The organism is Photorhabdus sp. P32, from assembly GCF_038085095.1.
Lineage (GTDB): Bacteria > Pseudomonadota > Gammaproteobacteria > Enterobacterales > Enterobacteriaceae > Photorhabdus > Photorhabdus luminescens.
This window is the reverse complement of the sequence record NZ_JAZGJN010000294.1, coordinates 76285-102376: the sequence shown is the minus strand read 5'-3', so window position 1 is coordinate 102376 and position 26092 is coordinate 76285. Positions and strand designations below refer to the sequence as shown.

2 protein-coding genes are annotated in these 26092 nt (G+C 45.0%); both read right to left on the bottom strand.

What is annotated here, in order from left to right:
* Positions 1–585 precede the first annotated feature (585 nt).
* Positions 586–12804, bottom strand: a complete 12219-nt coding sequence (rtxA, locus tag V2H77_RS23240; RefSeq protein ID WP_341500657.1) for an MARTX multifunctional-autoprocessing repeats-in-toxin holotoxin RtxA — start codon at positions 12802–12804, stop codon at positions 586–588.
* 646 nt (positions 12805–13450) lie between these two features.
* A complete protein-coding gene (rtxA, locus tag V2H77_RS23235; protein WP_341500656.1) occupies positions 13451–26074 on the bottom strand; it encodes an MARTX multifunctional-autoprocessing repeats-in-toxin holotoxin RtxA in 12624 nt (4207 codons plus the stop codon).
* Between the last annotated feature and the right edge of the window lie 18 nt (positions 26075–26092).

Sequence of the window (26092 nt, the reverse complement as noted above, 5' to 3'; positions counted from 1 at the left end):
CCAACACTGCTTGACTATAGCTCTATCTAAATGAAATTTAGGTGCCCATGTTCCCGTCCTGAAGGCTTATGCAGTAAATGAAAAAATAACAGTTAAACTTATGCAAAATACCAATTTTTAGTTAATCATAAATTAACATATAAAGACGATTTATCCGTGATAATCATCACAAAACAAAACAGGGGTTCAGATAATATTAATCCGGCGGCGATCTACATCGCTACAAACTCAGAGTTTATGCGGCTTTCAGCCACATAAATACAAATATAAACTTTCGCCCGTTTAAACGTTTGTGAGAAAAAGATAAGAGGTTGCTCCAATGCTTGTACAATTGGAAATGTCCACCATATAAATTAAGAAATATTGTAAGCTGTCAATGTTATGAATAAAGGTAAATCTATTCTCATCATCAAATAAGAGTTTGGCCGCGCTCAATTCAATTGATAATAAGTTATTATTCATGATCCATTCTTATTAATCATTAAACAATTTACCCAAGAACGATAATACCCTGGCGAGATTAAGATGGCCCACTTATCCAGTGAGCCATTTTTACTGTTATTACTTAGTGTTGTAGAAAATTAATCAGGCAAATTTACCCTTGCCAATTGTGGTATCTGCCCAAGCTGTCGTAATAGCCATTTTCTCCTTGCTATCCAGCCCTTCGATAAAACCGTTATCACCGGCTGTTGGGGCAAAGTTGCTCATTGCCTGAATCAAGGTGTCAACTGCATTGTCAGAAAGCGCCGTAAATCCACGCTCTCCTGATGCATCCTTGCGTTCCATTTGAGTCACTAATTTGGCACGGTTACCATTAAAGTAATTATCAAAGGTGACTGACCCCACCGATTCAAATACACCCTGAGCGGTTTTATCCTGAGTACGGCGGTTCACTGATAGCACTAAATCGTATCCACTGCGCTGGAACCACAAGTCTTGCCAGTCAATACCATTAAAGGCAATCATATCTTCCGCATTGATATCATTAACCTGACAGTCAATCACCTTATTACTGACCACAAAACTGTCTACCCCTGCGCCACCCTGGAAGTGGTTTTGATATCCCCCCAAAACCAGTAGATCTTGACCATCACCGCCGTCAAACTGGCTGAACTTCGAAATAGTGGCCGCTATCAGGTGGTCATCACCTTCTCCACCGTTAATCACCGCATGATAGCCCATCAGCTTAATGACATCGTCACCCGCGTTGCCATCAATTCGGTTGTCATTACCAAACACCCGGCCAAAATCATTGCCTTCACCTAGCTCAACCCGGTTGTTATTACCGATAGTCACAGCATAATCCTGGCCTTCCCCAGTATCTACCCGGTTGTAGTTGCCAGAGGTGACAACGTAGTCCTGCCCGTTACCGGCATCAATAAAGCCACCTTCGCCAAAAACAAAGGATTGATCATTACCTTCTCCCATAAAGACTTGGTTAATGCGTCCAGCTACCACTGCGGTATCATCGCCGCTACCGCCAAACATCCAGTTTTCACGTCCCATCAGAACGCCGAGGTCATCACCTTCACCACCGGTAAAGATGTTGGAGGTGCCGATTGAGTAATAAACATCATCACCACGTCCACCCCAGAAGTTGTTGTTATCGCCCAGATAAGCACCGAGATCTTTACCGTCGCCGCCCCAGTTGAAGTTGTAGTTCCCCAACGAGACATGGATATCGCTATCCCCTTGCAAATGACCGCTATTACGCAAGAAATCAAAGGTTTTCTGCTCCATATTGAGCAAATCTGCGGTTAGATTCTCTTTCAGATTGCTCACTAACGATTTCATCTCTTCTTGTTTATCTTTGCTGAATATCGTCGCAAATAGGTTAGGCAAATTCAGCGAATTAAAGCCCAATGCACGCTCTGGTTTGTTATTAGTCTGAATATTCCCACTGTTGGCGGCGCCCGGCACACTTTTTTCCCGCTTGTCGTCAGGCGCTTTCTCTTTCAGCCCATGACTGACAAAAAATGAGTCAATACTCTCTGCATTCATATTGGCGTTCTGTTTCAAACCATCAATCAATTTATCCGGATCAGTGAAGGCACGTAGTTGATCACCACCAAACTGCTTAATCACTTCCAGCATCTCTTGCAAAATAGCTTTACCATCAACAGGTTCTCCGGTACGGGCAACAATCTGTCCCTCCTGGGTGTAATCCACACCAAAAATATCCGCTAAAGTGGTATCTGCATTTACACTGGCTAACCGACCAAGCAGTTTGTTTTTAAGTTGACGCGGTAAGTCTTGTAGATTGTAAGTAAATGTTGTCTTCGCTATGCCTGTCGTTGAATATTGCTGCGTCATCAAACCAAATAGAGAACCCAGGTTGGTATCCAGAATCGATTGAATATGGTCACCGAACATAAAGTTCCAGCTACCGGTTGTGACCTGAATATCCGCCCCTTGACCACCTACCGCAAAATTGAAAGCCAGTTCCTCATTAGCTTGACGGAATTTATCCGCACGGCTCATTTTGCCGGTATCAATATTGTTGCCGTGTCCACTTAACCATTGGTGGTATTTTTTGTTCAATGCTGATTCTGCATCACTTTTCAAACCGCGACTACTACGCTCATGTTGAGAATCCAAATCAGCTAGCGTCTTATAGTCAACGCTGCTGGTTTGGTCTAAACCAGACATGTCCCGCACAAATTTTTTCGCTCCAGATAACGTCCACTGCCGATTTTGCGCCGCCAACCAGTTCCACTCTTCGCCGGAATGAGCAATAGATTTCAGTACGCCGGTAATACGGGCAGCACCATCAAATGGATTAACCAACGGTGGCGTAGGGATGGATTTATCCATCATGACAATCAGGTCATTACTGCGACCGTGGTTGAAGCTGACGTTACGGTTGCCAATAAACATCTGCGCCCCTTCAAGTGCTTGATACCCCCCCAGATTAACGCTGTGCTTACTGTCGCCATCCCCGATGTGAACCATCACATTGTTGTCGCCAAAGGCCAGTGACTTAAAACCACCCGTACCCACTTTGACGCCTACGTTCGATGTTCCCCAGTTGATCGCGGTAAATTCACCGTCGCCTACATTCACCTGTATATTGCCGGTATAACTCAGCGACTTATCCAATTGAGGATTTGAACCAAGCTCTATCCTGTTTTTGCGCTTCCCTGGCGCAGTGAAAACATCATGGTTATTCGCAATTGCCCCTTTGGTTATTGAATCAGCTTCTGTGTACCCCACCTTAGCAAGGTTTATATCACTCTCAGCCACACCACGTCGCAACCTTTCTGTCGTGGTCGTTAGTTCACCCTGTTCATTCCAGCGCAACACCAGTTTGTTATCGTTCAATTTGTTAACCCACTGGTTATTTTTATCGCGGGTAAATTTACGACCTGTCGCATCAACAGCCACTTCACTACGACGCGCTGAAACATCACTACGGATGCCTTGTTTATCTAAGGCGGTAATAAAGCGATAGGCAAAACCATTCCGCTTATCATCACTAATCAGCGAACAACCCACGATGCTGATGCGATCAGGTTTACCCGCTTGGTTAAAGTTCCGGCTGAACTGTTTCAGTTTTATTGCCAACTCATCGGCACTGTAGCCACTCAAGCGAGTGTTATTTTGTGCCGATTCTTCACGTCCATGACCAACAACCTGCCAACGTAATTTGCCTGATAATCTGGTCGGATCACCATAAATAACATGATATTTGCCATCGGCATCAAGTTTAACCACCACACTGGAATCCGGGTGTTTACTCGCCAGATTGATCGCCGCTTTCGCTACAATCGGGTCATTCTCCATCTGAATAATGATCTGACTGCCAAAGCGTGTCCCTCGATTGTCACTCTTTTGCAGCGAGTTCTTCACCATATCCCGATTTTTACTCTGAGAACCGGACAGCGTCGAGACAATCCTATCAGCATATTGGCTCATTAAAGCACCACTCTCGACATGACCATAAAAGGTTTGTTCACCCGATACGCGATAACCCGCAGCGGTCAATCTTGCTCGCAGCTTTTCCCCCTCATGCCCTAGACCTTGATTGTCAGTTAACAACATGATCGGCGTATTGACCGGCAAGCCTTTGAGGTTTTTTTCTACTGAAAATTGTCCATTCATCGCTTTTGCCAATGCCCCAATCACGCCGCCAGGGTTTGGTACGTCATGCGCAGTGATGGTTTTGGTCATACTCGATATTGGCCTGTCGAGTAACAAACCTGACACCGCTTGATTATTTTGCGCCGCATATCGGGCAAGATCAGCCGCCACCGGTCCACCGACGGAATAACCATGAATGATAATATTACCCGGCTTAATACCGCGATCTTGCGCCAAATAGCGAAACATCGTCCGGGCATCCTGATAAAACCCTTGTTCACCGGGGTTACCATCACTACCACCATAGCCCCGCATGTTGACAGCAAGTATATCAATGCCCTGATTTTGATAGTGGCTTTGGATATCATGAGCTTGCTCTTCCGCAGATAAACCCGAGCCATGAAGGAAAAGCACAACTTTTTTCTCTGCTGCCGTCGAGATCTCATCTGGTTTTATGTCACCCTGATGATAATATCCGGTTAAACGTCCCCCTTCGCCTTTTAGGGTGATTTTGCTTGATGTGCCATTAGCAACAGCATCATCAAGAATGGTTTGCGTCTCATCACTGATATAGCGACGCTCTTCTTTAAAACCATACAGTTCGTTGTTAAAGAATCGGGTCAATGGGTTTAAAGAGGCTTTATCCTGTGGCGAAGCGCCATCATCCTCAATTAATACCGACTCTGACGCTCCATGCTTGCCCGATAACGCCTGCAATGCTTCCACCGGAGAGTCATTCTGTTCTCTCTCAGGGGTATTTTCTCGATAAAGGTGTTGAGTTTTCTCAAATGCACTATTTAATGCCTGATTTATCCATCGTTCTCCTTTATCTCCGGCAATATCCATCAGATCCGTATAACTGGCGGTGTAGTTTTGCAGTACCTGCCTGCGCTCATCACCGGTCTCCTGCAACGCTTTGTAAACCACCAAACTTTCATTAACCGAATGACCGCCATCAAAGACCAGGAACACCAAAGTATTAAGATATGCCTGCTCCTGCGAGAAAGAGGGATCTTGACTAGCAATATAGTCATTGAGATGAACCATGATATTGGTCGATCCAGATGCCCCCGTCACCACGGAATGCCCTTGCGCCAAGGCGTTACGCTCAAGTGTTGTTTCCTGCCCAGGCGTCAGCACTCTGCCCGCCGCCACCTTTCTGCCATACAGGAAATCCTCATATTGATCACCGGATGGCTGGTAAGGCAGTGCAATGCCATAATCATTGGTTTGCTGTTCAGTTAACTTCACTTTATAGGTAACATCCGCCATATTAGTTAACTTACTACTGGTGGAACGCGCCTTATAGATCTCCTCCCGATAGAACATGTCCGCTTCCGCCTTCCATTGAGATGAATGTAATCCCATTCCATCAATGTTCGACATTTTTACTGCCAGAAACGGAATTTTGATCATTTCAAAACCGTTATCCACCTTAGTCATCATGATCTTAAAGTTATCAAAGGTCGGTTTTTGCAGGAATGTAGTCAGTTCTGGCACCCGACTGAACCAAGGGCGAATATCCTTTTTAATTCTTTCGGCAAAAGCTTGCATCCTGATAGCAATCTGCCCGTCACGTACAGTGGAGCCAGTAGTACTTTGCATATACGACTCAAACTCCTGCACCAGGAATTGTCCTATCTGTCTGGAGGCCGCTATCGCATCCGGTGATGCCGTTTTCACCAGAGTATGGGCCAATTCGGAATCAAAACGACGACCAAATAAGTTGTCAATATATTGGGTAGTTGACTTTTTTCTGTGAGCATCAGTCTGTAATGACAATACCAAAGCATGTAACTCAGGGTATGCCTGTAACTGGCCGGCAGCATCATCAAATAATTTGATAGTTTCCTGCGATGTGACTTGTCCAGTGAGCCAGAGTTTTCTCGCCCGTCCAATCAAAGGCAGCGCTTCCGGGATATTAGCAGTCTCCAATCGACTCATAAAAGCAATCAGACTTTCGTTTTCGGTTTTCGGCGCTTCCCGTTCAGCGGTTGAATTCGTGCGGGTCAACGGGGTCATCTGCCACTCAATAAGATGATTAATTTCGTTTTGTGTTATACCGCCTTTTAAACCGACAACACGTCCGGTTCCATCAAATATTACCCATTGATTCAGTTGTTCAGCGCGTTGAGGCGGCACGGCAATTCCAAGCACGCCTGCGGATTCGGCTCTCTGGGCTTGCAAGTGTTCAATCATGCGGCCTATTTTAAAACGTACTAAGTTCACCTGACTGGCGCGTAGCGCAAATTCCTTTGGGCTACGCTGTTGCCAATCAGTTATCGCCTGTTCAAACAGCAATACATGCTCTTCATCGAAATGACTCATCGTTTTATAGAAAGTATCACGCACAACAACCAGCGCTTTACTAAGCTGCCTTTTCCGCCCCAATGTTCTTACATTGGGATTGATAAATAGCTTATTTCCCTCTTTCAATAAATTAAATTTTACATTTTCAAATATAGCGGAATTTTTCTGCTCCACCTTGACATCATTTCCCAACGATTCCAGATTAATGCCTGAAATCCGCGGCACTTTTCTGCTAAGCTCCCCCGAACTGTTCGACGTGGGAATGAGCAGGTCGTCAGGCGGTACTTGGGTAAATTTGGGGGTCGTTAAGACACCAGTATTTTCTGCACGAATACTCGTATTTATCTGTAGACGATCAACTACTTGTTTAGCACTAAACAATCCCTGTAGCTCTTCTTCGGTTAACCCTTTGTAGAATCTGTTTTCAACTTCCAGCATGAATTCGGGATCAATATGGCTACCAGTTTCCCCTGCATCTATCGATTCGTAGGCTTCGCCAGATAAACCGCTACCACTGGCGCCGATACGATCAGGTCTGGCATCACTCTGTTTTGCTCTTTTGGCATCTGTTTGTACTTGGGCAATTTTACTTTCAGCCATCGCAGTATCACGTTTACCCCGATTTTCCGCCTCCTGACAGGCGATATTCGCGTCATTTCCCGCTTTTTCGGCCCGCTGTTGCTGCAATAATGCCTCTTCTTTTCTTAACGCCGCTTTTTCCTGAGCCTCTGCAATATCTTGTTTTACACTGGCATGATGCTGCTCGCTTTGTGCTACGCCAGCCTCGGATTTCGCAACCGCTTCTTTTACTCGTTGTTGGTTATCCGTAATAGTATGTTGAGCATTAGCTAATCTTTTCTGAGTAATAAATTTGGTGTAATTCAACTCATCCTGAATACGGTCCAAGAATTTACCCGCAAATTGATCGCGCCACTGGTCACCTGATTTGCCGCTGTAATTAGCATAGTCATCAAGCAGATCCAAGCCTTGCGTCATAGAAACCAGTTTGTCAGTTTCTGCCTGCGCTTCCTCTGCTATCGTATTACGCTGTGTCAGCCCATTTCGGCTAACTGCTTCCTGATCCGTTAATTCCAATTGGGATTGCGATTTCGCAATTTCTGCCAGTTGTTTCTCTTTTTCCTGTTCCAACAGTTGGCGATCTTTTTCTGCTTTTTCTTTATCGCTTAATGCATTTTGCGCCGCTTTACCCTGTTTCACATGTTCGGTAATAATATTGGCTTGTCGTGAGTTCTCAGATTTTGCAATAACGTTATCCAGAATATAGCCTACGCCATCATCCAAACCGGTTCCTTTAAACTCAATTCGGTTACTACCTGCTTTTGCTATCAGTTCTAGTGTTTTATTTTGCCATTTCGCTGCGTCGCCAAAAGTCGAGAATACAAGTTTGCCGTTCCAGAAAACATCCATACCATTGTCGGCAGAATAAGCATCGGGACGATTAGCAAAATCAAAACTCAGAGAAATCACCTCTCCCTCAGAACGATTTTGCAAATCCTGGTAAATGGTGGTGTTTTTATCAACATCAAGTTCACTGACTCGTTCGCCATAACCCGGATGATCAGGCCCATCAGCACTCACTGGGCTATGTACCGCAATATTATTGGTTAACTGCCAACCTAATTTACCTTGTTCGTCACTATTCACAATCAGTGACGTCTCAGATTTCACAACGATCTTGTCTAAGATATAGACTAATCCATCATTCTGGCCTGTACCTTTAAATTCAATCCGGTTAGTACCCGCTTCCGCCATTAAATCGAGTTTCTGGGTGCGCCACATCGTTCGCTCCCCAGAAGCTGAGAATACAGACTTACCATTCCATAACACGACTATTCCATTGTCATTCAACTCACTCCCCACCATCTCTAAATGACTCATAAAATCAAAAGTCAGTGAAACCACTTCTCCTTCAGACAAATTTTGTAATTCCTGCCAAATTACGGTGTTTTTATCAACATTAAATTCACTGACTCGTTCACCATAACCGGTATTATCAAGACCATAATCACTCGCCGAATTATATGCCTCTATATCATTGGTTGACTGCCAACCCAACTCACCTTGTTCAAAATCGCCATTGACGATCAGATTTTCATTCTGAGCTGACTCTGATATCGATCGCGTTTTTCGACTCAAAGCACCTTCTATTGAACTGATATCAGGCGTCTCCACGGCTGTTACAGAACCACTGAAATGATCACTTAAATCTGAATCTATCGGAGTAATCTCATCCATCTGAAAGCCATCAATAGCAGAAACTTCCGCTAAATTAATCGCGCCTCGGCCTTTATGGGCGCCAGACGTGTTGGCCTCCTCCCCCTGCACCAGATAATTGATCGCCTGACTGCCTCCCACACCCAATGTTGTCTGTTTGATCTGTTCAAACAGGGAGGAAAGTTTGCTGCTTTCTGTCGCAGAGAAGCTGTAGAAATCACCATTACCAATCTTAACCACCACGTTATTACGTGCATAAGAGGCGTTGATAGCCAGACCATCACCAACCTGAATATTGGCGTTACCCTGACCTTTCATGACCGCAACATTGAGACCATTGCCAACTTTGGTATTAACGTTATATTTTCCCCACGCCACGTTAACCGAAACACCATTACCCACATGGGTGTTGATATTAGCGTCACCATGCGCAGCGGTTACATTTAAACCATTTCCTATCGTCGTCGTTACGTTAGCTTTCCCTTTCGCCGCCGTAACCTGCATACCGTCACCCACTTTGGTGACAACATTGCCTTCGCTCCATAAGGCGTTAAAGCTGTCTCCTTTACCCACCTGAGTGACAATGTTAGCCTTACCTTTGGCAAGCACCACATTGCGTCCATCTCCTACCTTAGTGATAACGTTGGCTTGCCCCCAAACTCCGGTGTAGTCATCACCCTTACCCACATGGGTGATGATGTTGGCATCTCCCTGAACCACCGTGATTTCTTGTCCATTCCCCACTTTAGTAACAATGTTCGCTTTACCTTTCGCGAAGTTGTAACGGTCGCCATTTCCCACTTGAGTCAGGATATTCGCCTCCCCCCAAGCCGCATTCACTCCATTGCCGTTTCCAATCTTGGTAATCAGATTGACTTTACCTTTGGCAAAACCCACCGTCGTACCATCACCGACATGAGTCATAACGTTGCCTACATCAGACACCAGCAGACCGACTGTCGTCCCCTCTCCCACTTTGGTCAGAATATTGCCTTTGCCAAGCAAAACAGCCGCCGTCGTTGAGTTGCCTACGTGGGTGATAACGTTCGCTTTCGCCGCTGCAACAACGCCCATAAAATCATTACCCACTTTGGTAACGATATTGGCCTCACCCAGTGCTAACACGCCCGTTAAGCCATCCCCCACATGGGTCATGATATTGGCTTTACCAAACATGGCCGCCAGCGTTGTCCCCTGACCGACTTTGGTCATCACGTTTAGTTCACCGGCAAACAAACCGATACTGGTCCCCTTACCCACATGCGAATAGATATTGGCTTTCCCTAGCATTAAGGCGGCGGTCAGGTCATTACCGACTTTGGTCAACACATTGGCGCCGCCAATCATAGCGGCAAATGTCTCTCCATTACCCACATGGGTAAAGATATTACCTTTGCCAACCATCGCCGCCAGAGTCATGCCATCACCCACTTTCGTGGCGATATTGCCCTTTGCCAGCATCAGCGCAACACTTGCGCCATCTCCGATATGAGTGAACACATTGCCTGCGGCTACCATCAATGCCAGTACATTGCCGTCACCCACTTTGGTAAAGACATTTACTGCGCCGCCCATTAACGCCCATGCGTCTCCTTTGCCGACATGGGTAAACAGGTTGCCTGCGCCAATCATGACCGCAATCGATGTTCCATCCCCGACTTTGGTGAAGATATTCCCTACCGCAGCCATCACGCCCAATGTCAAACCGTCGCCAACATGGGTCAACACGTTACCCATCCCAAACATGATGCCGGTCGTGTCACCCTTTCCGACTTTGGTCAACACATTAGCGCCACCCAGCATAACGCCCATTGTGTTACCGTCCCCCAGATGCGTGAGGACGTTTGCACCGCCGCCCATTACCGCCTGCGCATTGCCTTTCCCTTTTTTGGTGAGAATATTGGCTCCGCCCAACGCAACGGCAATAGTATTGGCGGTTTCAGTTTCATCACTGAGATGGCTGGTAATATTGGCGCCACCGAACATCCCTGAAACCAGATCTCCGGCGCCAAGTTTAGTTAGCACGTTAGCACCGCCCAAGAGTACTGAAGAGATGTCCCCCTTTCCTGCCTGAGTGATAAGATTAAAACCGCCTGCGCCGACCCAGTTCGCGTTGCCATCGCCTATTTGGGTATGCGTGTTGTACCCGCCCAACATCAGCACCCGGCTGTTACCGTTGCCTTTGTGAATTGAGATATTGCCATAGGCCAGAAGATGAGCCAGATATCGTCCATCCCCGACCCGCACAAGAACATTTGCCGCGCCACCAGCATAAATATCCATTTCTCCATGCTGGCTTTGATGAACAAGGACATTGGCGAAACCCGCGCCACGGAATGTTAGATTGCCCTCTTCACCGTTTTTCACAATGACGTTAGCCCCACCGCCCCCGTCAAAATAGGTATTACCGAATGTTGAACTGTGCAGAATAACGTTAGCCGCTCCCGCTCCGGTGAAATCAATATTACCGTGCGTCACATTGGATTTAATAACGTTTCCACCACCTGCGCCGTTGAAATAAATATCACCGGAGCTATCCCCACCACTCTTTGATGATTCGATAAGATCTTGCTCGGAATAACTTTTAAGATCCGTCAAACAATCAGCAATATCATCCGCTATATTTAAATCATAATGAAGCTGACTTAACGTATAACCAGCCCCTATTGATCGATAACCACCAGGATAAGAAAAATTTTCGTTCGCTATACGGCTAGTATGGTCACCTTTTTTATACCAAGATTTTGCAATATATTTCAGTTTTCCTGTTTCATAATCATTCGCCAATTTAACTTCAACCACTTTGGTGTAAGGGTCCAGAAATATTGCATATACATAAGTATTCGGCTGTTCATTGGATTTAACCGGAGAGACATCGATTTTCAGTCCATCAGAAGAAATCGCATATCCTCCTATTTTTGCGCCGCCCAGTGTGACATCTTCTGCTTTAATGTTATTACCATCAGCATAATTCACCCATTTATCGGTTAATAATGCCTCTTCAACACCCTGTATCGTGGTTCCTTGTCGATATACAAAGTTAATATCGGCAAGCGTAATAGCACCTTCTCCTTTAACAGGGACAAATCCATTATTTACATTAATATTTTCCTTAGCAATATCCTTAAGATGATCCCCCTCCTTATACCAAGAAGTCGCATAATAACGAAGCTTACCGGTATCAGGATTATTTTGCAGCCGCACAGCAACAACTTTAGTGTTAACCTCATTGGCAACAGCAAAGAGATAAGTATCAGGCTCTACAACGGATTTAACTGCTTTAACCTGCTGAGATTGTTGAATCCAGCGTCCCTCCATTATTGCTGATGTCATAATAATATCTTTAGCCTGAGCAAATGCTATTTCATTTTTCGCACCTGTTCGGGTAATTTCGTTATACGCCCCTGCGCCAGTGAAATGAATATTACCGTGAGCAACATCAGAATAGAGTTTGTTATAACCACCCGCACCTTCAAGAATAATATTGCCATGAGTCTGTTTATACCCATCTTCGCTATAGCGTATACGTTCAATGCGATTTGCCGCCCCCGCTCCACGTAAGATAATGTTGCCTTTTCTACCTTTGCGCACAATATGGTTATCAGCGCCAATACCATTCAAAGTAATGTCGCCGCTTTCTATCCGCGAATCGATACTATTTGCAGCGCCTGCGCCATTAAATGTCACATCTCCCTGAGTACCTTGATAATCGTTAAACCAGGTACGATCAATTTCGTTAGCAGCTCCTGCACCGGCAAAATAGATATTTCCCTGATCAGTTTCATGCCATAATTCGTTATATCCGCCAGCCCCTTTAAAACTGGTATTACCAGATAAACCTTTACGAGTCAGTTTATTATAACCAGCAGCACCCGAATAATATAAATTTCCCGTTTCACCGGTGTGATCAATAAAAGCCGCACCGGAGGCGCCTGTAAATGACAAGCCGCCATTTCCCGTTTTACGAATACCGGTATAACCTGAAGCTCCCTTTACCGAAAGTTCACCATCTGTATGGTATACATCGACCTTTAATGAACCAACAGTAACATCATCATCTCCGCCATAAGCATAAACTTCACCACCAATACCAATAGCAGTAATACTATTACCATCATTATCGTCGTAATATTTTCCAGTAAAGAAGTACTCTGTACTTCTATTCGATGATTTACCCATCAATAGCCCTTTAATGTATCATTGAGGTTAAGCAGAAAACCACTGCATCTAATGGATAGAGCAGTTATTTTGAATATTTAAGTTGTCACGAAACAGTGAAATCTTCTTACTTTTTAATAGCAATAAATTAAATAAAGAAAAAAATCGCTATTAAAATTAACATCAGAGATTATTTGCACGAACTTATCAGACATGCTTCTTTCCAAAAGTAATTTATTAATAAAATGCATTGTATATAGCAAGAAAAATACTAAGTTCAGAAAATTTTCAAACTGATGCCTCTATAAACACTTTCAAATAAATCCATCGAATAAAATCAAGAAAAAATCCAAAAAGACATTTAGTGCAGATATATGTTCCATAAGAATATGGAACATACAGATAAGATAATAAAGTCACTTATAAACTAAGATACAAATTTTCATCAATTACTTTGTTCCATTTCCATAAATAACCCCACAGATTATAACCATTTAAATTGTGTAAGTAAATGAGATAATAATATCCTACTTTTTCAGTAAGGAAATAATAATGATAAATAAAATTCATTAATAAAAATACCCCTTAGTCAGTCAATAGCAAAAAATGGCTCACCAATTCAGTGAACCATTTTTATTATTATTTTACTTTTATTCCAGGGAATTAATTACGCAAACTTCGCCTTGCCAATAGTGGTATCTGCCCACGCCGTTGTAATGGCAATTTTCGCCCTATTGTCCAGATTTTCAATAAAACCATTATCGCCCGCTGTCGAAGCAAAACTGCTCATTGATTGGATCAAGGTATCAACTGCATTATCCGATAGAGCAGTAAACTCACGCTCTCCCGATGAATTCTTATCCCCCATCTGAGTCACTAGTTTGGCACGATGGCCATTAAAGTAATCACTAAAGGTAACTGAACCTATTGATTCAAATGCACCCTGAGCGGTTTTATCCTCAGTATGGCGGTTTACTGATAACACCAAATCATATCCGCTGCGTTGGAACCATAGGTCTTGCCAGTTAATACCGTCAAAGACGATGATATCTTCTACATTGATATCATCAACCTGACTGTCAATCAGCTTATTACTAACCACAAAACTATCTGCACCTGCACCACCCTGGAAGCGGTTCTGATAACCTCCTAACACCAACAGATCTTGACCATTACCGCCATCAAACTGGCTGAACTTCGAAATAGCGGCTGCTATCAGATGGTCATCGCCTTCTCCACCATTAATCACCGCATGGTAACCCATCAGCTTAATGACATCGTTACCGGCGTCGCCGTCAATCTGATTGTCATTACCAAATACCCTGGCAAAGTCATGGCCTGCACCCAATTCAACCCGATTATTATTACCAATGGTCACGACATAATCTTGATCTTCCCCGGTATCCACCCGGTTGTAGTTGCCTGAGGCAACGACGTAATCCTGCCCCTTATCGGTATTGATTAAGCCGCCTTCGCCAAAGACAAACGTTTGGTCATTACCTTCACCCATAAATACATGGTTAATACGACCAGCTACTACTGCGGTATCATCGCCATTACCGCCGAACATCCAGTTCTCACGCCCCATCAAGACGCCCAGATCATTGCCTTCACCGCCGGTAAAGATGTTGGAAGTGCCGATTGAATAATAAACATCATCACCGCGCCCACCCCAGAAGTTGTTGTTATCACCCAGATAGGCGCCAAGATCTTTACCATCACCGCCCCAGTTGAAGTTATAGTTCCCCAACGAAACATGGATATCGCCATCCCCTTGTAGATGACCGCTGTTACGCAAGAAATCAAAGGTTTTCTGCTCCATATTAAGCAGATCTGCGGTTAGATTTTCTTTCAGATTGGTCACTAATGACTTCATCTCTTCTTGTTTATCTTTGCTGAACATCGTCGCAAACAAGTTAGGCAAATTCAGCGAATGAAAACCAAATGCACGCTCTGGTTTGGTGTTATCCGTCTCTACAGTAGTTGGCATACCGCTCTGCGTTTTTTCATTTTCATCAGGCTCTTTCTGTTTCAAGCCATGACTCTCAGCAAAGGATTTAATGCCATCCGTCCCCATATTGAGGTGAGATTTCAGATCGTCGAGCAATTTATCTGGATCAGTGAAAACTTTCAGTTGTTCGCCACCGAATTCTCCAATAACTTCAATCATCTCTTTTAGCATAGCCACACCATCCACTGGCTCGCCTCCACGGGAGACAATACCACCATCGGCAGTGTAATCCACATCAAAGATATCCGCTAAAGTGGTATCCGCATTCACACTGGCTAACCGACCAAGCAATTTGTTCTTAAGCTGGCGTGGCAAATCCTGCGGATTATAGGTAAACGTTGTTTTCGCTATACCAGTTGTCGAGTATTGCTGAGTCGCTAAACCAAACAATGAACCCAGGTTAGTATCGAGAATCGACTGGATATTGTCACCGAACATAAAGTTCCAGTTACCCGTAGTCACCTGAATATCCGCACCTTGTCCCCCGACCGCAAGGTTGAATGCCAGTTTCTCATTAGCCTGACGGAATTTATCTGCACGGCTCATTTTGCCTGGATCAACGCTGTTGCCATGACCGCCTAGCCACTGGTTGAATTTCTTATTCAGCGCTGCTTCAGTATCACTTTTCAAACCACGGCTGCTACGTTCATGTTGAGAATCCAAATCAACCAGCGTCTTATAGTCAACACTGCTGGTTTGGTCCAAACCAGACATATCCTGAACAAATTTTTTCGCGCCAGCGATTGTCCATTGCTGATCTTGCGCCGCTAGCCAGTCCTGCTCTTCACCAGAATGGGCAATACTTTGCAATATTCCAGAAATACGGGCTGCGCCATCAAATGAATTAACCAACGGTGGCGTCGGCAGGGATTTATCCATCATCACAATCAGGTCATTGCTACGGCCTTGGTTGAAACTGACGTTACGATTGCCAATAAACATTTGCGCCCCTTCAAGCGCCTGATAACCGGCAATATCGAAGCTATGTTGACTGTCGCCATTGCCGATGTGCGCCATCACATTATTATCTCCGAAGGCCAATGACTTAAAGCCGCCAACACCGACTTTGATGCCAACGTTCGATGTTCCCCAATTGAGCGCGGTAAATTCACCATTTCCCACATTCACCTGAATATTGCCCGAGTAACTTAGCTGGTTATTCGCTAGATGACTTGAATCGGTTTCAATTTTATTTTTACGTTTCTCAGGTGCAGTGAAAATATCCGCATTATCCACAATCGCACCTTTGGCTGGCATATCTGCATCCGCGATACCGATACGAGAAAGATTGATATCGCTTTCAGCAATATTGCGACGCACTCGCTCTGAATGAGTTTCAAGTTCGCCTTTTTCATTCCAGTTCAATACGACTTTGTTATCAGTCAGGTTATTGATCCATTGATCATTTTCATCTCGGGTAAATTTACGACCAGTCACATCAACGGCAACTTCACTACGACGAGCCGAAACAGTCGTGTGAATATCTTGCTCCTTTAAGGCGGTGATAAAATGACGAGCAAAACCATCTCGTTTGTCATCATTAATCAGCGAGCAACCCACGATGCTAATGTGGTCTGGTTTACCCACCTGACTAAAACTCTGAGTAAATTGTTTGAGTTTTATTGCCAGCTCATCGGCACTGTAACCACTCAGACGCGTGTTATTCTGCTCTGATTCGCTACGACCATGCCCCACAATCTGCCAACGCAATTTGCCTGATAATTTAGCCGGATCACCATAAACAACTCGGTATTTACCCTCAGAATCAAGCTGAACAATTACGCTAGAATCCGGGTGTTTACCCGCCAGATTGGCCGCTGCTTTGGCAGCTACAGGATCATCCTCCATCTGGATAATGAGTTGACCATCAAAACGCGTCTCTCGGCCATCGGTTTGTGGTGTAACTGAAATGCGCTCCCAGGATTCGACATCTTTGTTTTTTAGAACAGCGTCCGACGATAATTTTTCCAGCACAGACACCGCAGCAGCATCATTCTCTGAGTCTTTCAGTGTCAATTTACTGACGGTTGGATCAGCAAATATCTTACTAATATTCAACTGTACTAAACTGGCGGCTTGTTTAAAGTTGTTACTTTCAACTTCCACAAAAACCTTTTGGCCTTTCGTATCCATGACTTCCAGAGTGACGACATTTTCACGGTAATCCGCGATCCACCCTTTGACACCTGAATCCAGCGAAAACACGATTTTCTGCTCTTTCAGTGCGTGCAATACATGATTTTGTTCACCCTCACGCGCCTGTTTCCACGTATTGTCATAACCCGTAATAGCGCTGTCTTCAAATGTATTATAGTTAATATTGAAGCTCGATTTCGCACTGTCCTCGGGGTTGGCAGAAGTATATTTATAACCTATAGGCGATCGGTAACCCGTGATCATGCCCTTATGGAAAGAATCCATAAAACGGTGAAAATCATCATAGTTATCAAACGATTTAGCGCCAAAGTTAGGATCAAAGAATGACCAGATTGTTTGAGCTTCGTTCTTATGTACAACAACCGACATCGCATGATCTTCAGACATAAACATCATATAAGTCGATTGCTTCACATTGCGCAGTTGCTCCATCACAGATTCATAGCCATTAACCTCATAATTCAGCGGATCACCGATCCTCGCCCCGGTTAATCCATTTGCTTTTAGCCTTGCGCTATAATCAATATTCCCTTTCGCTTTCTCGATTAAACTGCCTGCATCAAGATGTTGAAAATGTTGTATTGACAACAACTTTTCCATCGCCGGGCCGAGTTTCTGACGGCGATATCGGTTAAGCAAAGAAGATTCAACGGAGTTGATGTCGGTTTTCTTATTCACGGAGTTGTCGTTGTAGGCTTTAGCGACATCCTTCAACCACTCCATATAAGCTTTTCCGCCTCCCACGCCATTCACCCGTTCTTCCATCATATAGCGGGAAGACAAAGCAAAGCATATTCCTTCCAGAAACTCTTTGGACTGAACGTCATTGCCCTTGGTCACAAGCACATTACCAATTTCTGGAACAAGCTTCTTAAGCTCCCCCAATAAATCCTCATTCTGACTAAAGTGGAATGAGTAATCAGCCAATTGTTTTCCATCTGCTTTAATGTCAAAAATGGCATAACCCACTTCCTGGAATAAGCTTTTCTTTTCCACATTATGATCTTTGCTCTGAGAACCAGAAGGTATCAACACATTCTCAATCGCCTGATGGATCTTTCTTAAACCAGAGATATCAATACCTTTACCATCATTCGATAAATCACTGGCTTTCAGATTCGAGAAGACGGCAGCTGAAATATCTTGACCATATTCTTTAATAACCGCCGCTTTGACTTGATCAACCGCTTTATCAGCACTTTCCGCTTTCTGGTTAATATGAATATTTGCCTTACCCCGAGTGACAAAATCACCATTTTCATCAACATAAAGATGTTTCGAATCCTTAAGATTGGCACTGCCAAGCTTATCATACAGACTACTGAAATCGCCTTGATCTGGGATTCTCACAGTGGATTGAGCAAGCACCGTCGACTCTTCAAAGCGCGTGTCAATTTGAGACAACAAAGCCTTCATTGCCGGTACACGACTTGAGTCAGGATGACCTAAGAGATAACCTTCAACCTGTTGGCGTAAATCGGATAATTTTTCAATCACATCCAGTTCATAGTCTTTTCTTCCTTGCCAGACATGGTGATAACTCTCTAACGCATCAATGACTTTTTGGTAACTGTCGCCACGAATTTTACCTGCAACGGATGCAGCTTCCTGGAACTCACTCACCGACATCAATTTCGGCACCGGCTTCCAGATGCCATTCACTTTCTCGGTCAGAATTCGAGTATGTCCTTGATGATGAGATATAATCCGATCTTCAATGAAATATAACTCATCAGGTAATTGCGCATAATTGTCGTAATTAGCCAGAATAAAACGTTCAACCGCTTTAAGCAGATTATTACTGGTGGTATTTTTTACAATGATTCTCTTAAATTCATTGCCATTACCTGGCCATGAACGCACCTCAAATCCTTCATTACTCTTTTGCACTAATAAGTTACGTTCTGTACGTAATCCATAAAACGGCAATGCTTGATTCAGCATCGTGTCAACAGCGCTGAGGTTAATATCGAGATCAACAACGGTATCAGCTTTATAGCCGTCGGGATTAACCGCCAGCCGTTTTTTCTGCTCTTCAATCGTCAAAGCATCAAACCGCGCCCGCACAGTAATACCCGCTTCTGTTAATCTGCGGCCAATCGATTTTGTAGGCAGCCCTTTATATTCACTTGCCGGCTTATCCAGCAATAGAATTTCACCTACTAATCCTTCACGTTGCAGTTTACGCAATACAGGTAATTCAACATTCCAGAAATAGTTGCCAAGACGTAAGCCACCCTCAGAGATCAAATAAACATCACCACGTGATCCTGCGGCATAGATGGAACTCCAGAAACCGGTGTTGCTATATGTAGCAGCATCAATTGCCGCTCTTAGCGCTTTATGTTCACTATTTTCAGGATCAGAAAGGTACATAATTCCCCAGCGCATGAGTTGCTGATTGAGTTGAATCGCAAAAGCGTTTCCTTGCACATCGACATCGTAAACAATTTTCTTACCATCCGGTTGTGCTGCCTCAAGAACATCTCGATGCCTTCTAAAACTCTTCCCGGACCAGAATGAAACAATACTTTTGTCATCACGGGCCGCTTCAAAGCTATAGCCATAACGGTCCAGTTTGGCAATAAACTCAACTCGTTTATCCCAGTCATAATCCAGAGTCGCGTCAACAAACAGTTTCGCTAAAGATGCAGCTTCATTCTCAGGTACGTTGTTTTTAACTTTGGCATTTCTGAGATGTCTTTCAACAAAAGTCACCATCCGTTGTCTGGTCTTATCGGAAATATCCGCATTAACACGTTTAAATCCGGGAACAGGAATATATTCATCCGACGTATCCGCGTTACCATTATCAAGCCAACGGTAGATGTGGGCGATTTTTTGTGCACGACTTAGTACGGAAGAAGCCATCGCCCTCTTTTTACTGCTACCCAATCCTTCCAGATTAATACCAGAAATTATCGGCGCTTTTCTGATGAGTTCACGCGTCTCATGCGAAGGAGGTAACGCAATGCTGTCAGATGGTGTTGCAACAGATTGAGAAGTAAGCGAAACACCGGTATTTTTTGCACGCATTCCCGCGTTAATCTGCAACCGGTTAACAGCGTGTTTTGCATCCTTCAACGCTTGCAATTCTTCTTCGGTCAGTCCTTGATAATATCGGTTGCTCGCTTCTGACATCGATTCAGGATCAATATGGCTGCCGGTTTCTCCCGCGCCCGTTGACTCATAGGCTTTTTCCCCCAACAAGCCGCTGCCGCTTGCGCCAATGCGAACAGGTTTGGAATCCCTCAGTTTCGCCTCTTTAGCATCCGCTTGGGTTTGAGCCGCTTTACTTTCCGCCGCCGCAGTATCACGCTTACCACGTTTTTCTGCATCCTGACAGGCGATATCGGCGTTATCCTTCGCCCTTTCTGCCTGCTGCTGTTGTGAAAGTGCTTCTTCTTTTCTCTGATCCGCTTTGAATTGCGCATCTACACCATCAAGAATCGCCTTATCACGATTTTGTTTACCCTTTTCGGCCCCTGATTCTGATAGCGCCACGGCATCTTTTACTTTTTGCTGTGTATCAATAGTATCCCGATGTATCTCTGCCAGCCGTTTTTCTAATGTTGGTTTGATGTCATCCAGCCGTTTCTGGACGTCCTCAGAGATTCCCCTCGCATAGTCGAGATAATGGCTGTCTAACTCGCGACTATCATCAATCTTACTTTTAAATTCTTTAAATCTGTCAGCTATTGAAGTCAGCTCTTCAGTAACCGCTTGAGCTTCTTCTTTTACCGCATCACTTTGCGCCAGCCCACTCTGGTTAAGCGCGGCCTGATCCGTTGATTCCAATTGGGATTGCGATTTTTCAATCGCCGCCAGTTGTTTCTCTTTTTCTTGTTCCAGGAATTGGCGATCTTTTTCGGCTTTTTCTTTATCACTTAATGCATTCTTGGCCGCCTGATCTTGTCTGGCATGTTCAGTAACTCTCTTGGCTGGCAATGTATCTACAGATTTCGCAACAACGTTATCCAAGATATAGCCAATACCATTACTATCGCCGATACCTTTAAATTCGATGCGATTAGTACCTGCTTTAGCGATTAATTCCAGCGTTTTACTTTGCCATGCCGTATCACCATTAGTAATGGTAAATTTACTTTCACCATTCCAAATAACTTCCATGCCTTCATTAGACATAACAACATTTGCGCGTTTTGCAAAATCGAAACTCAGTGAAATGACTTCACCTTCAAACCGGTTTTTCAGATCCTGGTAAATAGTGGTACTGACATCCACATCAAGTTCACTGACCCGTGAGCCATGACCTGCGTTATCAAGGCCATAATCTCTTGCCGCATTATATGCTTCAACACCATTGGTCGATTGCCAGCTTTGATTACCTCGTTCAAAGTCACCATTCAAAATCAATGACATCTCAGATTTCACAACGACATTATCTAAGATATAACCTAGCCCATCATCCCGACCGGTCCCTTTAAATTCGATTCGATTAGTGTCTTCTTGTGCGGTTAATTGCAGGGCCTTGTTTTGCCATGCGGCCTCGCCATCAGAGGTTGAGAAGATACTTTCGCCATTCCATAGCACCGCCATACCCTCGCCGGAAGCAAGACCTGAACGTTTTGCAAAGTCAAAGCTCAGTGAAACCACCTCACCTTCAGACAAATTTTGCAATTCTTGCGAAAGCGTGGTGTTCACATTCACATCAAGTTCACTGACTCGCTTTCCATGACCAGCATTATCAAGCCCGTAAGCACTTGCCGCATTATATGCTTCAACACCATGAGTTGACTGCCAACCTTGATTACCTTGTTCAAAATTGCCATTGATGATCAGATTTTCGTTCCGATCCGATACCGATCGCGTTTTTCGATTCAACGAGCCTGCTAAAGAACTTTCTATTGAGTCAATATTCGGCGCTTCTACCGCCGTCACAGAACCACTTAGGCGAGTGCTTAAATCCGAACCAACTTGATCGATTTCATCCATCTTAAAACCATCAATGGAGGAAACTTCAGTTAAGTTAATCGCACCTCTGCCCTTATGAGTACCCGATGTATTGGCTTCATCCCCCTGCACCAAGTAGTTGATCGCCTGACTGCCCCCCACACCGAGCACAGTTTGTTTGATATTGTCGAAGAAAGAGGCAAGTTTGTGGCTTTCTGTATTACTCGATGCCACAGCCAGGCTGTAAAAATCACCATCGCCAATCTTAATCGCCACGTTGTTGCGCGCATAAGAAGCATTAACATCTAAGCCATGACCAACCTGAATATTGGCGTTACCCTGGCCTTTCATGACCGCAACATTGAGGCCATTGCCAACCTTAGTATTAACGTTATATTTTCCCCACGCTACGTTAACCGAAATACCATCACCCACATGAGTGTTAATATTAGCGTCACCATGAGCAGCAGTTATATTTAAGCCATTTCCTACCGTCGTCGTTACGTTAGCTTTCCCTTTTGCCGCCGTAACCTGCATACCGTCACCCACTTTGGTGACGACATTGCCTTCGCTCCATAAGGCATTAAAGCTGTCTCCCTTACCCACCTGAGTGACAATGTTGGCCTTACCTTTGGCAAGCACCACATTACGCCCGTCACCGACTTTAGTGATAACGTTGGCTTGCCCCCAGGCTCCAATGTAGTCATCACCGTTACCCACATGGGTGATGATGTTGGCATCTCCCTGAACCACTGTGACTTCTTGCCCATTGCCCACTTTGGTAACAATGTTCGCTTTACCTTTCGCGAAGTTGTAACGGTCGCCATTTCCCACTTGAGTCAGGATATTCGCTTCACCCCAAGCCGCATTCACTCCATTGCCGTTTCCAATCTTGGTAATCAGATTGGCTTTACCTTTGGCAAAACCCACCGTCGTACCCTCACCGACATGAGTCATCACGTTACCCACATCGGAAATAAGCAGACCGACTGTCGTGCCGTATCCCACTTTGGTCAGAATATTGCCTTTGCCAAGCAAAACAGCCGCCGTCGTTGAGTTGCCTACGTGGGTGATAACGTTCGCTTTCGCCGCTGCAACAACGCCCATAAAATCATTACCCACTTTGGTAACGATATTGGCCTCACCCAGTGCTAACACACCCGTTAAGCCATCCCCCACATGGGTCATGATATTGGCTTTACCAAACATGGCCGCCAGCGTTGTCCCCTCACCGACTTTGGTCATCACGTTTAGTTCACCGGCAAACAAACCAATACTGGTCCCCTTACCCACATGGGAATAGATATTGGCTTTCCCTAGCATTAAGGCGGCGGTCAGCTCATTACCGACTTTGGTCAACACATTGGCGCCGCCAATCATAGCGGCAAATGTCTCTCCATTACCCACATGGGTAAAGATATTACCTTTGCCAACCATCGCCGCCAGAGTCATGCCATCACCCACTTTCGTGGCGATATTGCCCTTTGCCAGCATCAGCGCAACACTTGCGCCATCTCCGATATGAGTGAACACATTGCCTGCGGCTACCATCAATGCCAGTACATTGCCGTCACCCACTTTGGTAAAGACATTTACTGCGCCGCCCATTAACGCCCATGCATCCCCTTTGCCGACATGGGTAAACAGGTTGCCTGCGCCAATCATGGCCGCAATCGATGTTCCATCCCCGATTTTGGTGAAGATATTCCCTGCCGCAGCCATCACGCCCAATGTCAAACCGTCGCCAACATGGGTCAACACGTTACCCATCCCAAACATGATGCCGGTCGTGTCACCCTTTCCAACTTTGGTCAACACATTAGCGCCACCTAACATAACGCCCGTGGTATTGCCGTCGCCTATATGCGTGAGGACGTTCGCACCGCCGCCCATTACTGCCTGCGCATTGCCTTTCCCTTTTTTGGTGAGAATATTGGCTCCACCCAACGCAATGGCGGTGGTGTTGGCAGTTTCATCGCTGATATGCGTGATAATGTTAGCGCCACCGAACATCCCTGAAACCAGATCTCCCGCGCCGAGTTTAGTTAGCACGTTAGCACCGCCCAAGAGTACTGAGGAGATGTCCCCCTTTCCTGCCTGAGTGATGAGGTTAAAACCACCCGCGCCGACCCAGTTCGCGTTACCATCGCCTATTTGGGTATGCGTGTTGTACCCGCCCAACATCAGCACCCGGCTGTTACCATTGCCTTTGTGGATCGAGATATTGCCATAGGCCAGAAGATGAGCCAGATATCGTCCATCCCCGACCCGCACAAGAACATTTGCCGCGCCACCAGCATAAACATCCATCTTCCCGCTCTGGCCTTGGTGAACCAGAACATTGGCTAAACCTGCGCCATGAAATGTCAGATCGCCCTTTTCACCGCTTTTTACAATGACGTTGGCTGCACCCGCACCATCAAAATTCGTATCGCCAAATTTTGAGCCATGCAAAATGACATTCGCCGCTCCCGCGCCTTTAAAATTAACATTTCCCCGCGTGACATTAGATTTAATAACATTTCCACCACCCGCACCGTTAAAATTAACGTAGCCACTACTTGTGGACGACTCAACAAGGTCTTGTTGACTATATTCTTCGCTATGCATTAATCGATGGGAAGTTCGGCGCACTGTATTGGCGCTATACTGAAGCTGGCTTAAGGTGTAGCCGGGGCCGATAGAGGTATATCCGTTAGCATAGGAAAGCTCTTCATTAGCCAAATTACCCGTATGATCGCCTGCTTTGTACCATGCCATCGCTTTGTATTTCAGTTGTTTTGTATCAGAATCGTTTTTCAACTGAACTTCAACGATTTTGGTATATGGCCCCATTACCTTGGCATACACATAAGTATTGGGCTGCCGGTTCGATTTGACTGCGGAAACATCGACTTTGCTGCCATCAGAGGAGATCGCATACCCTCCCATTTTGGCATCACCTAGCGAGATATCCTCTGCTTTAACCACCATGCCGTCCGCATAGGTTACCCACCGATCCATCAACAGGGTTTCCTCGATAGCATGAATCTTAACGGGTTGCTGATGCTCAAAGAGCAAACTGGAGAGACGGTAAGCGCCATTCGTGTTTACCGCGATAAATCCATTGCCTGACGAAATGTCTTTCGCAGCAAGATTTTTAAGGTGATTGCCTGCTTTATACCAAGAGGTGGCATGGTAACCGAGTCTACCGGTAGTGGGATTATTTTGCAGCCGAACTTTGCTGACTTTAGTGTACATTTTGTCAGCAAATGCGAAAAGATAGGTATCCGGTTCAACAGTTGATTTAATACCTGTCACTTGCTGTGACTCCCGTATCCAACTTCCTCCCATCGTTGCCGTCATCAACACGATCTCTTCGGCTTTAGCAAATTCCAGTGTCTTACCATCGAAATCTCCATTCGCGCCTACTCTGGTGATTTCATTGTAAGCCCCAGCACCAGAGAAATTAATATTGCCATGCGCGACTTCAGAATAGAGTTTGTTATAACCCCCAACCCCTTCAAAAGTAATATCGCCACGCGTCTGTTCATAGCTGTCTTTATTTTGAAGTACACGCTCAATTCGATTCGATGCCCCCGCACCACGTAAGATAATATTACCGTCTTTACCTTTACGTATGATGTGATTATCCGCACCTGCTCCATTGAATGTAACGTTACCGGTCTCTACGCGTGAACTGATGCTGTTTGCTGCGCCTGCGCCATTAAAAGTCACATTTCCCTGAGAATCTTGATAACGGTTAAGCCAGGTACGATCAATGTCATTGTATGCCCCTGCGCCAGCAAAATCTAAATCTCCCCGGTTGGTTTCATGCCATAACTTATTATATCCACCGGCCCCTTTAAAACTTGTATCACCAGACAAACCTTTACGAACCAGTTTGTTGTAACCGGCAGCACCCGAATAATTTAGATTTCCCGTATTACCTGTGTGATTAATAATAGCGGCGCCGGCGGCGCCCGCAAATGACAGACTGCCATTTCCCGTTTTACTAATGCCGGCGTAGCCTGAAGCTCCCTTTACCGAAAGGTCACCATCTGTATGGTATACATCGACTTTAACTGAACCAACAGTAACATCATCATTGCCGCCATAAGCATAAACTTCACCACCAACACCAATAGCAGTAATACTATTACCATCATTATCGTCGTAGTATTTTCCAGTAAAGAAGTACTCTGTACTTCTATTTGATGATTTCCCCATCAAAAATCCCTTTAAATC